This window comes from Polaribacter sp. IC073, from assembly GCF_007997075.1.
Classification (GTDB): domain Bacteria; phylum Bacteroidota; class Bacteroidia; order Flavobacteriales; family Flavobacteriaceae; genus Polaribacter.
In genome coordinates this window covers 309,376-325,179 of the sequence record NZ_VORS01000001.1, presented here as the reverse complement: position 1 = coordinate 325,179, position 15,804 = coordinate 309,376, and the positions used below count along the sequence as shown (strand labels likewise).

General features: G+C 32.0%; 9 protein-coding genes. 1 reads left to right on the top strand and 8 read right to left on the bottom strand.

Annotation, left to right across the window (positions count from 1 at the left end; all coding sequences use genetic code 11):
• The 8 genes from ES045_RS01350 to ES045_RS01315 form a co-directional block, all read right to left on the bottom strand.
• Nucleotides 1-807, bottom strand: a complete 807-nt coding sequence (locus tag ES045_RS01350) for a mechanosensitive ion channel family protein (RefSeq protein ID WP_147111194.1) — start codon at nucleotides 805-807, stop codon at nucleotides 1-3.
• Nucleotides 808-1,067: 260 nt separating this feature from the next.
• The gene (locus ES045_RS01345) at nucleotides 1,068-1,268 is read right to left on the bottom strand and encodes a dodecin family protein (RefSeq protein ID WP_147111189.1); all 201 of its coding nucleotides are present in this window, start codon (nucleotides 1,266-1,268) and stop codon (nucleotides 1,068-1,070) included.
• Between the two features lie 210 nt (nucleotides 1,269-1,478).
• Nucleotides 1,479-2,198 (bottom strand): energy transducer TonB, encoded by a 720-nt coding sequence (locus ES045_RS01340; protein WP_147111186.1) that lies wholly within the window; start codon nucleotides 2,196-2,198, stop codon nucleotides 1,479-1,481.
• A 64-nt stretch (nucleotides 2,199-2,262) separates the two neighbouring features.
• On the bottom strand, nucleotides 2,263-2,550 hold the full coding sequence (locus tag ES045_RS01335; RefSeq protein ID WP_223267151.1) for a VanZ family protein: 288 nt from the start codon (nucleotides 2,548-2,550) through the stop codon (nucleotides 2,263-2,265).
• Between the two features lie 52 nt (nucleotides 2,551-2,602).
• Entirely contained in the window at nucleotides 2,603-2,983 is a 381-nt protein-coding gene (gene gcvH, locus ES045_RS01330; protein WP_147111181.1) for a glycine cleavage system protein GcvH, read from the bottom strand.
• A 30-nt stretch (nucleotides 2,984-3,013) separates the two neighbouring features.
• Entirely contained in the window at nucleotides 3,014-10,117 is a 7,104-nt protein-coding gene (gene sprA, locus ES045_RS01325) for a cell surface protein SprA (protein WP_189663009.1), read from the bottom strand.
• Nucleotides 10,118-10,130: 13 nt separating this feature from the next.
• Nucleotides 10,131-10,712: a Holliday junction branch migration protein RuvA gene (gene ruvA, locus ES045_RS01320; protein ID WP_147111175.1), complete on the bottom strand. Its 582-nt coding sequence runs from the start codon at nucleotides 10,710-10,712 to the stop codon at nucleotides 10,131-10,133.
• A gap of 33 nt (nucleotides 10,713-10,745) precedes the next feature.
• A complete protein-coding gene (locus tag ES045_RS01315; protein ID WP_147111172.1) occupies nucleotides 10,746-13,028 on the bottom strand; it encodes an NADP-dependent malic enzyme in 2,283 nt (760 codons plus the stop codon).
• Between the two features lie 299 nt (nucleotides 13,029-13,327).
• Between ES045_RS01315 and ES045_RS01310 the strand changes: the two genes are divergently transcribed.
• Nucleotides 13,328-15,802, top strand: coding sequence for a DUF5686 and carboxypeptidase regulatory-like domain-containing protein (locus ES045_RS01310; protein ID WP_147111169.1), 2,475 nt, complete (start codon nucleotides 13,328-13,330; stop codon nucleotides 15,800-15,802).
• Nucleotides 15,803-15,804 lie beyond the last annotated feature (2 nt).

Below are 15,804 nucleotides of genomic sequence, written 5' to 3'. Positions count from 1 at the left end.
TTATTCGTTTTTATTGATATTTACTCTGTGCGGATACGGAATATCAATTCCAGCCGCATCAAGTGCTTCTTTGGTTTGTTCTAAAACATCAAACTTAACCGTCCAATAATCTTCTTTTTTTACCCAACCACGTGTAAAGAAATTAAGAGAACTATCTGCTAATTCAGATAAGTTTACGGCGGTAGCAGGTTCTTTTAAAACCAATGGATGTGCATTAATCACACCAAAAATAATTTCCTTGGTTTTCTTAATGTCAGCATCATAACCAACACCAAAGGTAAAGTCCACACGACGGGTATCTTCTGTGCTATAATTAACAATATTTCCGTTGGAAAGAGCTCCATTAGGAATAATAATTTCTTTATTATCTGTTGTATTTAGTTTGGTCGTAAAAATTTCAATTTCTTTTACGGTACCACTTACACCTTGTGCTTCTATAAAATCGCCTATTTTAATAGGTTTAAAAAGCATTAAAAGTATACCACCAGCAAAATTACCTAAAGAACCCTGAAGTGCTAAACCAATGGCTAAACCAGCTGCAGCTAAAATTGCAGCAAAAGAAGCGGTTTCAACTCCTAATTTTGCAATTACAGTTATGAATAATAATATTTTTAAAACCCAACTTATTAAATTTCCTAGAAACTTTTGAAGTGTAACATCTACACCTCTTTTCTTTAGAATTTTTCTAGTTGTGCTTACAACTACTCTAACAATTATTAAACCAATAATTAACATGGCTAAAGCCATTAAAACTCTTGGAGTGTATTCTATTAATATTTTTTGTAATGTGATAATATATTCTTCCATATAATTAATTTTTAAAGAACCGCAAAGTTAATAAGATTGATATAATTGGAGGTATAGATTAATGATAAAAAAATAGCGCTTTTTTGTTAAAATCAGTCGTAAATTACTGTAAAATTAGATGTGTACTAAAAAATAAATTTTGTGTGTTTCTTCTCATAAAAAATATTAATACGCATTCTTATGCACCATGAGATACTTTTTACAAAAAAAATAAAAATTTAGAGAGTTTAACAGGTAGTATTATAAATATTTAGGATAAATTAAGATACTTCAAAAGTTATTTTAAGATTTACTCTAAATTCTGTTATTTCGTCTTCATTTACAACCGCACTTTGTGATTGTACAAATACAGATTTTATATTCCTAACAGTTTTAGAAGTTTGTCTCACTGCTTTTTTTGTTGCTTCTTCCCAACTTTTTTCTGAGCTTGCTAAAACCTCAATTACTTTCATTATTGCCATGTTGTTAACTATTTTAATTTTTTGATATGTAAATAAAATAAAGATACTAATTCATTGGTGTTTTTATGTTTGAAAGTAGTTAAAATGTCTTTCTTATATGGTATTTAAACTTTTAGAATAAATAGTAATTATAGACTCAGCCTTAGTTTTATGAAAAAAAAAACGCTTAGAAGTTATTCTAAGCGTTTTGTATCTTTTAGTTACATATTATTATTCTACTAATAAAGTAAAAGGAATATTAAAACTTACACCTACTGGTTTCCCTCTTTGTTTTCCTGGTTTCATCTTAGGTAATAATTTCATTACCTTAATAACTTCTTGCTCAATTTTGGGGTGTGGCCCTCTAGCTTGAACATTTACAATGTTACCTTGTCTATCAATTTTAAAACCAATAAAAACTCTTTTTCTACCTGGAGAAAGACCTAATTCATTAGGTAATTCTGCATCAAATTTTCTAGAGAAGTGTTTTTGTACCATTTTACTGAAACAATCTTTTAATTCTTTCTTATTTCCTTTACAACCAGGAAATACCGGAGAATCTTCAATAATCATAAAGTTTACATCCTCTATAACTTCTTCAGCTTCTGCAATTTCTACAATTTCTTCAACTTCAATAGCTTCCGTTTCATCTGTTTCTGTAGACTCTATTACAGTCTCTACAACTTCTTTTTCATCTTCCACAACTTCAATCTTTTCTGGAGTTGGTGGTGGTGGTGTTTTTGGTTTTACAGGCTCTACTCTTTCAGTAATAGGAATATCTTCATCCATCATTGCATTCATATTTGCAACACCTAGAGAGCTTGTTGTTTTATCATAAGTTTTCTTTTCAATTGCAGCATACGTTACAAATAAGGCTAATACAAGACCAATTTGCATAAATATTTTACTGTAATTTTCTAAGTTCGATTTCGGATTCTTCTTTATTTCCATGGAATAAGAGTTTTTATAGTTCGCTAATTTAACTAAATTATTGTGTTAATTACAAGTCTTTTTATTATTTAAGCAGATTTTTTTTAAAAACCTGATTATAAACCAACAAACCGATCAAAACACCAAGAGAGTTCGCAATAACATCAAAGTAATCTCCTGTTCTATAATTTGTTAATGTATGTTGTAAAATTTCAATAATTATGCCAAACACAACACAAGCAAATACAATTAAGTATTTTTTGTTTTCTTTGTAGACTGCAAATAACCAAGAAAGGGATAATGTGAAATATGCTAAACAATGCTGCCATTTGTCTAAATGACTTATTGAAATATCATATTTAGGCACTCTCATAAGGCTTAAATACAGAATACTAATAGTTATAACTATGGCAATTATTAAAAGTTTACCCTTGAACAAGGTTTTTATATGCTTCAGCATCTAATAAATCATCTATTTGTGAGCTGTCAGAAATTTGGATTTTAATCATCCATCCTTTATTATAAGGATCTGAGTTTACCAATTCTGGGTCATCTTCTAAAGTGTCATTAAATTCGATAACTTCACCGGTTAAAGGCATAAATAAATCTGAAACCGTTTTTACTGCTTCAACAGAGCCAAAAACGTCTCCTTCTTCTACAGTATCATCTAAAGTATCTACATCTACATAAACGATGTCTCCTAATTCTCCTTGTGCAAAATCTGTAATACCTACAGTTGCAGTGTTGCCTTCTATCTTAAGCCACTCGTGGTCTTTTGTGTATTTTAAGTCTGATGGAATGTTCATTTTTTAATATATGTTATGATTGTTAATTATTTAATTTCCTCCTAAATTGTAAATAATATTAAATCCACCATTTATTGCTTGTCGCGGGAACGTGGTAGAAATAGCATATTTAGATGTTTGATGATTGTAATAAAACGATGCCGTCAAATTATTGCTCAATCTATAATCGGCTGTAAATTTAATAGAAAATAATCTTTGACCACCACTAATTTGATTATTATCTTCATCAACACTTCTAATTTGTGTTAAATTATCTCTTAAAGATACATCTGCTCTTAAATTTACATCTCCTTTTAAGGTTGTTTTCTTTCCTGTAAAGCGTGTATTCATTTTAACGTCTTTAAATATGTACCCTAAACCAAAAATATATTCAGTTCCTTTAATGTCTGTTAAGGTACTGTTGTTAAAATTCATGGTAAGTGTTCTATCACTTTTAATTTCACCTCTTAAAGAAAAAGAATTTCTCATTTTCATATCTACCTTTATTAACGGAGAAAATTCATCCACTAAAGTAGCAGCAGAAACTAACAATTCTGGTTCATAGTTTCCTGCAGAGTTTGTTGCTGAAAATGCATTTGCTCTATCATATTGCAAATTGTTTGTAAAACTAGATACTGTATAAGAAGATTTATACCCATGAGAAACTACAAAGTTGCTAAAGTTCTCTTTAAAGAAATCTAGTTTCATTAAACCGGTATAACGCAACGTCCAATTGGGTATCGGAATATTTTTAAATAAACTTGTATTTACTTTGTCTGGGTTTGCACCAGAATATGCTGCCATAAATGCAGGTAATAAAACTTGCTGACTATTTTCACCATAACCAGCTACTGGCGCACCGTTTTCTGTAGCTAATCTATTTGCAATTACACTTCTATACCCTCTCATCGTTTCAAACAAAGCATTGCCATTTGAAAAAGCGGTAGCAATCATAGAAAAACTTGTACTAAAGTTTCCTGTTTCAAAAGCAGGTGCACTAAAATCTAAAGCTCCTGTAGCAGAACCATTATCTACAACATCTAATTGTTGCGATAGATCTCTAGTCTTAATTTTATTTCCTCTTACATCAATATTTAAATCTTTAAATGGCTTTACCGTAAAAGTATAATCTAACTTGTTATAACGTGTTCTGCTATACGTTTTGTTGTAATATTCGCTATTATCTGGGTCTCTTGGGCCAACCAACCAACCGTTTTGCAATGCTTTATTTCTAATATCTACTTGACTACCAAAAGCAAATGAAGTTGGCGCGCCACCTAAAAAGCCAACATCTTCTGTGTAACCAGGTAAAAATTGTCCATTATTTTCAGAATAACTTATTTTTCCTTGTTTTACAGAGGTTACCACATCATAAATACCTTTTAAAAGCTGCTTCCCTAAAGGAAGATTTTTCTTTCTACTGACTCCTCTAGGAGCACGAGGCAAAGCATTTATAGGAGCTCCTTTTTTACTTTTTCTTAGCGCTTTACTCATTAAAAGTTTCTCGAACCCTAAACCTTTGTAGAATTTTTCGAATGTAAATGTGGTATTTATATTATGAGTATTTGCATTTTGAATAACATTACCAACTAAATCTACATACGCAACATCTGCACCACCAACATCTATGGTACTTTGTGCGGCAGCTTGCCAATCGAAATCTGCGGTGTATGCATAATCTGCTTTTATCCAACTTAAAAAAGGAATTTTATCTATTGGTAATTGATACGTACCGTTTAGCTTTTGATGGTAATGATTTGCTCTTCCTGTGTTAAAGAAATCATCATAAATCTGAATATCATCATTCGCACCAAACGTATCATAAATGTAACTATTGGTTGCATTAAAATTAAACTGAAGTGATTTTGTTAAATCGAAACCAACAGTATAGTCCCAATCGAATAAAAACCTACGTTGCTTTAATTCTGGTTGATCAGACAAACCTTCCACCAAGTTTCTAGATTGTTGTTCTGTAAAGTTTCTATTAATTCTAGAGTTTACTGCTACCGTAGAAGGAATTGGATTAAAGTTAAAGTCTTTAATCAGTTTTAAATACTTGCTATTTAAAAAAGCGATGTTTTTAAAAGGTTCTATCGGTTTCGCTTGAAAGTTATAATTGTAAGTGGCACCTGCAGTAACACTTTCATTTATATATTTTTTGATGTTATAATCTCTATGAAATTCTTTGTTATGTGCATAAGAAACAGAGACATTTTCAACATTATAAAACTGAGGTTTTTTTGTTGAATTAGGATTTCTATTTTTCTTTACATTTATAAAACTGATGCTTGTTCTTTTGGTATAATCTCTAGAAAATTCACTATTAGGATTTTGTTCTAAAGCGTCTTCTAAAGTAATATCTTGGTACTGAGGATCAAATTTTGGGTCGATAAACCTCTCACCAATACTATAACTCATTGGCAATTGAATTCCCCATTTTTCTGGAGTCAAGACTTTCCCTAAGTTGATAGATGTGGCAACATCATATTGTTTGGTTTCGTCTAAACTACGTTGGTTTACCCTGTCTTGTACATTACCAAAACCAATTGTAGACATGCTTCCTGCTAAAGAAACATTGGCAACATCAGCAAAATTTGCATCTGCATTAACAACTGCAGCCCAACCACCTTTATTATCAAACCCAGCAGAACGCAATTCATTAAACCAAACTTCTGCACTTTTTGCAGTTAAAGAGGTGTTTTTAAGACCTAACATAATCGTTCTTAATTGTGCTAAAGTAGGATTTCCTTTTACGCTAATTTTATAAGGTAAGTTGGCGTCTTGTTCTTGAGATTCATAAATTTCACCAACAGGAAAGTTGGCACTATTTCTTTCTAATTTAATTTTACCAAAGGTTTCTAAGAAAGCATCTAAATTATTTGCTTCTGGCCAAATATCTAATGCAGAAGTTCCGTTTTTTGTAACAGCAAGTGGAATTTCAAGCTGATAAAAATTTTCGTTTAAATCTGTTCCTAATCGAATAACTGCAGACATGTCGCCATCATTTACAAAAGATTCTGTTTGCGTTTCCTCTAAATGCATAAACATTTTTAGTTGCTTAAAACGTCTTAAATCTATGCTAATATTTTTGTAGATAGCTCTTGTTTCATCTGGTTTTAATCGAGTAACTTTTAACGTTACAGATTGTTCATTTTGCAATTGTACAGTAGTACTTCCTTGCAAACGTTCTCGCTCAATTCCTGGAGGCTGAATATAAGTTCCTTCATTTTGCTCTATACTTACAACACCAACCTCAAAATCATTTAATTCATCTTGTGTTAATTCTCTGTCTGGGGTTGTTGCAGGATCTAACGTTCTAACATAACGTCTCCAATCTCCACGAACCAAATCTAATTCACCAAAACGAACCACAATTGGCATTTTAAAATTGGTTAAGAACATTCTTATAAAACGGATACTGTTAAAGTCGGAAATTCCATTTACAGGCGTTCCACTTCTTACAGGAACTCTAAATTGATACCATTTTGTTTGCTGCGTATTTCCGTTTTCTAAAGTTATAGACGTTGTTTTTTCATCAACAACATAACCAACACCTTTTCTTAGATTCGCTTTGTTCATCGAGATTTTATACTCATAATAACTTTCTACAGTATTCATGGTTTGGTCTCTATTGATGTCTTCTGTATCTGGGTATGTGGTAGATGAAGTAGGATACGCTTCTGTAGATTGATTTAACGTTGGCGAGTTTCCTTGCGTATTATTAAAGTTTTTATATCTTGTTATTAAGGATGCATTGATGGCGTCTAAATTAGAGCCTCTAAAAAACTGAAAATTGTCTCCAGCAGGATCATTAAGAGCTGCAAATTGTCCAATTCCAGGAAGGTTTTTTTCTTCAGCATCATTTAAACCATCAAAACCAATATCTTGATTTGTTCTAGCACCATCTTGTTCATTAAACGCATATATTATTGATGGATTTCTAGGAACATCTCCCCAAACAGTACTATTTACATTGCTTCCATCAACTTTTAACCCATCTTCTGGCAAACCGTTTTCGTACATTTTACGGTTGTCTTTTAAAATATCTTCAGAAATATTCCCTAGATTGATGTATAAATCTCCTACTTGATTTGCAGGGTTATTCGGATTAACACCTGTTGGTAAACCTTCTTCTTCTGTTATCGAATAATTTTGATAAGGATCCATAATCCAAAACTGCATGTACTCAACATTTGCTTGGTCAAAATTATTCGTAGTTAATGCACGCATAATTCCACCCCACCTTGTTTCTGGATTCGACAATGTTACTTTATCACCTTGAATTGTTGCAGACGGGTCATAGTTATAAGAACCTCTTTCTTGTGGGAAATAAGCTAAATCTAAGGTTCTAACTAAAGAGTTTTGTGTAATGTCTAATTGCACATTCGGAAACAATTCTCTATAATTAATTTGTCTTGTTTCTGCTCTAGAAAGTTCATCTGCATCTATACTTGCAGGCGTGTCACCAACACCATAAAATATCTGATCTACACTATACCAAGCTAACTTCCCTCTTTTGTAATTGTAAGATAAATCATCTCTTTCTCCGTTTAAATTAGGAAAATATTTTGGGGTACTTGCTTCATACCAATCTAAAGAAGATAATAAACTAATGGGTATTTGAGACGCTTCAAAATCATCTATGTAAGAAGTTGCAGCACCCGCAACATCTATACCACTTGGCGTTCCGGGAATTAAATACGCCATGTCTCCTCTTACAGATAAATTAGAAGGTGCATCGGTATCAACAAAAGGCAATTTATTTGCCAATTTGGTAAAATAAGGAACTTCTGTAGAATAGTTAAAATTAAAACCTAACATGGTATTATCTATCGGTTCTGCACCAAAATTTACTTTAGGTGTTAAAGGTCTTTCTTCAATATTTAAATAGGTAGCACCAATGATAAAATCATCTGAAAATTTGTGTTCAACATCAACACCAAAAAAGGTTTTTCTTTGTTGATTAAAGACAGCGTTATTTTCCGTAGAAACGCTAATAGGTACACCAGAGGCTTGCAAGCCAGGATCTATAATTTGTACTCTTCCTAATTGATAATCTACAACATAATCTACCCCTTCTACCAACTGTCTTCCGCCAGCAGAAACTTTTACAGAACCTCTAGGTACGTTAAAAGCTCCAATAGGAATTCCGCCAGAATTTTCTGATTTAAAATATCCTTTTAAGAAATACTTGTCTTTATTCTGAAAATTATTCTTAATGTTGGTTTTTGTATTTAAATACAGTTCTTTAAACAAAAAATTAGCATCGGCAGGGTTTGTTAATTCATCTTCTAAATCGTTTCCAAAAGGTTCTGGTTCGGGGAAAAATATGAATCCGTTTTCTGAGTTTACCGTAATTCCTTCTACATAATCGAAAAAACCATCGGGTTCTCTAGACTGACTTTGGTCTAACTGATCTAAATTTAAAACTTGTAACAAAGGGATGTTAGAAATACCGGCAGTTTCTGCATTTTGTAAAACGTTCGAAGGGATTCCGGTTTTGTCATCTCTATATTGAATTTCGAACCTAAAACCATCTTGTGTTAATGGGAAAGCACCTAAAGCATACACGTTTTTCATCATTAAACGCCAGGTAGGAAAAGATTCTTCACCACCATTTCCGTCGGGTCTTTTGGTTTGTAAAATTTCTGAACGTAATAATTTTACAGCTAGGTTATTAGGTGCTTGAATTCCGTCATTAGAGAACTCTCCAACTTTAAATGAGTTTTTAGTACTTCCGTTTACGTTACCAGCAACGGTATACTCATAAGCTACAGCTAAAACTTCACCATCATTTAATCTTCTATTTAAGGAGATAAAACCTAATTGCGGATTTAAGCGATATTCATTTTGATCTAATTTTCTTGCATTTTCTAAAACAGAATAATTGGTTCCGTTTTGCATGTTGTAAGGTTGTAAAGAACTGTCTACTGTAGAAACATCTCTAATACCACCAGCAGGAATAATTTCTGTTCCAATTCTATTAGCGCCATTAAAAGGTAAATTGTTTCCAGCAACTTGTGCTTGTGTAATGGCAGGGTTTAAAACCACGCCATTTTCGTCAACCAAAACATTTACTTTAGATTCACCAATATCTGCAAAGGCAACAATACTTCTATAATCTTCTGTACTTGCATTTCTATTCGTAATCCAAACTTCTACTCTTGTAATATTTATCGGACTATTTATTAACGGATAATTCTTTAACGAATTTGCATAATTATCTATGAAGTATTGCGATAAGAAAAAGTGTCTATCATTATCGTAATCTGTTGTTCTCAACTCAAAAGGCTGTATAGAAGCACCACCTTCTGCAACGACGGTTTTGCTCTCAGAGTTTTGTTGAGAGAAAACAGCGGTAATGTTTGTGTTTCCGAATTTTAAATCTGTTTTTACTCCAAACAAACTTTGTGCGCCATTAATTAAAGAGTTTTTAATTGGCATTGAAATATTACCCGCTTCTAAACCTTGTATAATATCGTCTTCGGTGGGTGTAAAATCAATTTTCACTAAATTTTGAAAATCAAAAGAAGCTTGTGTGTCATAATTTGCAGTAAATTCTAAACGTTCCCCAACCTTTGCACGAATACTCGCGTTTATTTGTTGATCAAAATCAAAAGTAAGACTACTCCTGTTTTCTTCAGAAATCTGCGGATTGTCTGTATTCTGATAAATGAAACCAAGTTTAAGGTTTAAGTTTCCGGTAGGTGTTACTTTTACTTCGGTTCCGCCAAAAATGGTTTCAAAAAACTTATTGTTTACGTAATAAGTTGGTAATAAGTCTTTTTGAGCATCTTTAGAACCTTTTTTCTTACTGTTTGTTGCGCTTACTTTGTCTTTAAAGTATTGCAACATATCTCTTTTTAAACGGTATTGTTGATATTCTCTTGGTGATAAATAAATAGGAGTTCGTGTGTAGTAATTCCCAATTTTTTCAACAATAACATATTTGTTTAAGACCTTATCAAAAATAATTTCTTTTTGTGCTAAATCATCTAAATACAAACCTCCTTTTTGAGTGCTTTTAAAGTCGTACCGAAGGTTTACATCTTCTTTTTTGTTGTTTGTCGAATCTTTTTCTGTATTATTTTGGGCGTAGGTAGTTAAGCTTACTCCGAAAGTAATTACTAAAAATAGAAAAGTGCTTTTAAAGATTGTACTCAATTGATTATAAACTTTTTAAGGCTAATTTTATAATTTTCTCTACAGAAGCATCTGCATGTTCTTTTACAATAATAGACACCAATTTCTCTGATTGTTTTCTTTGAAAACCTAAAACTTCTAAAGCAGATAACGCTTCATCTTTGTTTGTATTGCTTGCGCTCATAGAAACTTCATCTATATCAAAGGTCTTTAAGATCTTGTCTTTTAAGTCTACAATTACTCTTTGTGCTGTTTTTACACCAATTCCTTTTACAGATTGTATTACCGCAACATTTTCTGATGCAATTGCTTGCTGAATTTCTTCGGAAGTCATAGAAGACAACATGGTTCTTGCAATACTTGGCCCAACACCAGAAACAGAAATTAAGAACTTAAAAATAGCTCTTTCTGTTTTATTGATAAAACCAAAAAGTGTATGCGCATCTTCCCGTATAGAAAGATGCGTATACAAAATTACATTCTCATCTGCAGGTAATGCAGAAAACGTATTTAAAGAAATATGAAGCAAATACCCAACGCCATTGCAATCTACAACAACTTCTGTTGGATTTTTCTCTACTAATCTTCCTCTAATTTGTGTGATCATAAAACTTTATTCTGGCTTCTAATGTAATACTTTTTATTTGTTGTTTCTTTTTTCTTTTTGCTGAGCGTCTACAACTGCCAAAGCAGCCATGTTTACCATTTCGTCTACACTTGCACCTAATTGTATTATATGTACAGGTTTGTTAAAACCTAAGATTACAGGTCCAATAGATTCTACCCCCTCTACTTGTTTTAATAACTTGTAGGTAATGTTTGCAGATTCTAAATTAGGAAAGATTAAAACATTCACTTTTTTTCCATTCAATTTAGAAAAAGGAAACTCTTTTGCTAATAATTCTGGATTTAAAGCAAAATCTGCTTGTATTTCTCCATCGATTACCGTGTCTGGAAAGTGACGGTGAATGTAAGAAACAGCTTCTCTAATTTTTTTAGAAGTATCTGAGTTAGAAGAACCAAAGTTAGAGAAAGATAACATTGCAATATTTGGTTTCATACCAAACATACTTACAAACTTACCTGTCATTTGTGCAATTTTTGCCAATTCTTTAGCCGTAGGATTCTCATTAATAGTAGTATCTGCTAAAAATAAAGGACCTTGTTTTGTTAACATTAAATTACAAGCCGCAATTCTAGAAACATCTTTGTCTCTTTCAATTAACTCTATCATTGGTTTCACAACAGATGGGTAAGGTCTAGAATACCCTGTAATTAAGGCATCTGCTTCCCCTTCATTTACCATCATTGCAGCAAAATAATTACGCTCTCGCATTAATTTTTTTGCTTCAGAAAAAGTTCTTCCTTTTCTCTGGCGCGTTTTCCAATATGCTTCACCAAAACGATTTCTCCTTTCGTCTTCTTCGTCTGTTTTAGGATCTATAATGGTTACTTCATCTGTAAAACCAATTTCTTCTTTTAGCTCAAGAATAACTTCTTTTCTACCTAATAAAATTACGATACCTAATTTATCTTCATGCACTCTTTGTGCAGCCTTTAAAACATCTAAATGATCTGCTTCTGCAAAAACAACACGTTTTGGGTTGCTTTTTGCTCTGTTGTGTAAAAGTCTAATTTCTTTACTACCAGTACCAGAACGCTCCATTAGTTCTTCTCTGTATTTATCCCAATCTTCAATTGGCTCTAGCGCAACACCAGAATCCATTGCCGCTTTTGCAATTGCTGGCGGAATTTCATAAATTAATCTTGGGTCAAATGGTTTCGGAATAATATATTCTCTTCCGTATGCCAAATTAACTTCGTCATAAACAATGTTTACTTGTTCTGGTACCGATTTTTTTGCCAAATCTGCCAAGGCATGTACGGCAGCCATTTTCATTTCTTCGTTAATTTTAGTAGCTCTAACATCTAAAGCACCTCTAAAAATAAACGGAAAACCAAGTACGTTATTTACTTGATTCGGATGGTCTGATCTTCCGGTAGCCATAATCAAATCTTTTCTTGTTGCTACGGCAATATCATATTCTATTTCTGGATCTGGATTTGCCATAGCAAAAACAATTGGGTCTTTTGCCATTGTTAATAACATTGCTGGTGTAACCACGTTTCCTTTAGATAAACCTATAAAAATATCTGCATTTTGCATTGCTTCATCTAAGGTTTGTAAATCTCTGTCTGTTGCAAATTCGGCTTTTTGAGAGGTAAGATCGCTTCTATCGCTTCTAATAACTCCTTTACTGTCGCACATAACAACATTTTCTCTTGTTACACCTAACCTTAAGTATAAACGTGTACAAGAAATTGCTGCAGCACCCGCACCATTCACAACAATTTTTACTTTGCTAATGTCTTTTTCTGTAATATCGATGGCGTTTTTTAAAGCTGCAGCAGAAATAATTGCAGTTCCGTGTTGGTCATCGTGCATTACAGGAATGTCTAATTCTTCCTTTAAACGTCTTTCAATTTCAAAAGCTTCTGGCGCTTTTATATCTTCTAAGTTTATTCCACCAAAAGTTGGCGCAATTGCTTTTACGGTTTGTATAAAAAGTTCTACATCTGTAGCGTCTACTTCAATATCAAAAACATCAATATCTGCAAAGATTTTAAATAATAAACCTTTTCCTTCCATTACTGGTTTTGAAGCCTCAGGACCAATATCTCCCAAACCTAAAACAGCAGTTCCGTTAGAAATTACAGCTACTAAATTTCCTTTGGCAGTATATTTATAAACGTTGTTTCTGTCTTTTGCAATTTCTAAACAAGGTTCTGCTACTCCCGGAGAATATGCCAACGCTAAATCGTGTTGTGTTGCATATTTCTTAGTAGGAACAACCGCAATTTTTCCTGGTTTTGGTTTTGCATGATATAGTAAAGCTTCGTGTCTTTTTCTAGATTCGCTCATATAATATTTGTTTGCTTGTTTAAGTTACAAATATAGGGTTTTCAATGAAAGAGAAAACGAAGAGAAGTAAACTTTTATAAATTGAGTTTTTCCTATAGTACTAAGGATTAACGCGTACTTTTACATTGATTTTTCTTAATTTTATTTTTGATGATTTATCCGGATTTTTATTGCCAGACAACTATTATCGTTTTTATGTAGTCTTAATAATCAAGAACAAATTATAGTTGGTTTAACAAAAATTAAAGATTTTCTTGTAACAGAAACTTTAAGTTTGCGACTATCAACAAAACAGCTTTATGAAAAAAATTACATTTATTTTTTTATTATGTAGTGCATTTGCTATGAATGCGCAGATAAAAGGAAATGTTACAGATAAAAATGGAGAGCCACTTTCTTTTGTAAGTGTCTATTTAAATAAAACTGTTACTGGAACTACCACAAATGATAATGGAGATTACATCTTAAATCTGAAGAAACCAGGAAAATATACCTTGGTTTTTCAATTTATAGGCTTTACTACGCTAAAAAAGGAGGTAAATGTTGCTTCTTTTCCTTTGAAGCTGAATGTTGTTTTAGAGGAAGAAAATGTACAATTGCAAGAAATTGTTATTTCAACAAAAGACAATCCTGCAAACAGAATTATTAGAAATGTAATTAAAGATAAGGATAAGAATACAGATAAGTACGCAAATTACACAGCGAAGTTTTATTCTAGAGGATTGACCAGAATTAAAGATGCTCCAGAAAAATTCTTCGGACAAAGTACTGGCGATTTTGGTGGAGGTTTAGACACTACAAGAAGCGGAATTATTTATTTATCAGAAACTTTTTCTAATATTTCATTTCAGAAAAAACCAAAAAAATTCAAAGAAAAGATAGTGGCCTCTAAAGTTTCTGGTGAAGATAATGGCGTCAGTTTTAACAGAGCAGAAGACTCTAATATAGATTTGTATGAAAATAGTATTGCCGTGTTTAATGGTTTGATTTCTCCAATATCATCGAATGCTTTTAGTTATTACAACTATAAGTTGGTAGGAACGTTTTATGATAAAAATGAAAAACTAATCAATAAAATACAATTATTACCTAAGCGTAAAAATGATCGTGTTTTTGAAGGTTTTATTTACATTGTAGAAAATGATTGGGCTTTGTATGGTACAGATGTAACTGCAACAGGGGCTCAAGTAAATATACCCGTTGTAAATTCTCTAAAGCTAAAACAAGGGTATAATTATTCCGAAGAAATAAAAGGATGGATTTTAATAAGTCAAACCATAGATTTTGATATTTCTATTTTTGGTTTTAAACCTAGCGGAAAATTTTCCTACACCTATTCAGACTATAATTTTAACCCCACTTTTACAGAAAGTACGTTTACAAATGAGGTCTTGTCTTTTGAAAAGAATGCGACTAAAAAAGACACTTTATTTTGGAATAAATTAAGACCTGTTCCATTAACAAAAGAAGAGGTTACAGATTATAAAATTAAAGATAGTATTAAGGTGCTTAGAAAATCTAAGAAATATTTAGATTCTTTAGACGCGAAGGGAAATAAATTTGGTTTGTTAGATCCAATAATGGGTTATACATTTAGAAATTCTTATGAAGATTGGTCTTTTTCTTACAACGGACCTTTATTAAAAACGGGCTTTAATACTGTGCAAGGTTTTAATACAGGTGCCGGTTTTAGTTATTTTAAGTCTTTAAATGAAACAGGTAAATGGTGGAGTGCAGGTGTAAATGCTACTTATGGTTTTTCTGATAAACGCATTAGACCAACAGTTTATTTCTCTAAAAAATGGAACAATATTTCTAGACCTAGATTGTATGCAACTGTGGGTATTACAACACCACAATTTAATGAAAGAAAACCTATTTTAAAGCTGAATAACACCTTTAGTTCTTTGCTAAATAATTATAATTATCTAAAAATTTATGAGAAACAAGCGGCAGAAATATCGTATTCTCAAGAGTTTAAAAATGGTATTTATGTTTCTGGTTCGTTAGCATATGCGAAAAGAAAACCGTTATTTAATACTACAGATTTTTCTTGGGTTTCTCATGACAAGAATGGCGGTTATACATCTAACAATCCTTTAGATGCCACAGATTTTAGAGTTGGTGCATTTGCAGAGCACAATATTGCAACATTAAATTTGGGAACAAGATTTGTTTTTGGTCAGAAATATTTATCATATCCAGACAGTAAACAAAATATTGGAAATGATAAATACCCAAGTATAGACCTTAGGTATCGTAAAACTTTTGCGGCAACTAATTCCGACTTAAATTCTGATGTGTTTATTACCAATATTAAACAAGACATAAATGCCGGTAATTATGGTAATTTTAGGTATCATATTAGAGGTGGGGTTTTCTTAAAAAAGAAAAATATTGCGTTTATGGACTTTCTTCAGCCAAACGGAAATCAATTAAGATATCCTTTAAAAACAGGTGGAATTAGTAATTTTGGTTTGTTAGATTATTATAAATTTTACAGCAATGATAAATATGTAGAAGCGCATATAGAACATAATTTTAGAGGTGCAATTTTAGGTAAAATTCCGTTATTAAATAAATTAAACTTCCATTTAGTGGCAGGTTCAAAAGCATTGGTTATGGCAGATACAAAACCATATACAGAGTATTCTGTGGGGTTAGATAACTTGGGTTTTGGTAAATGGCGTGTTTTGCGCTTAGATTATGTAATGTCTAATTATAATGGCGTTTCAGAAAACGGATTCTTGTTTAGATTTAGTATATTTAATTAATT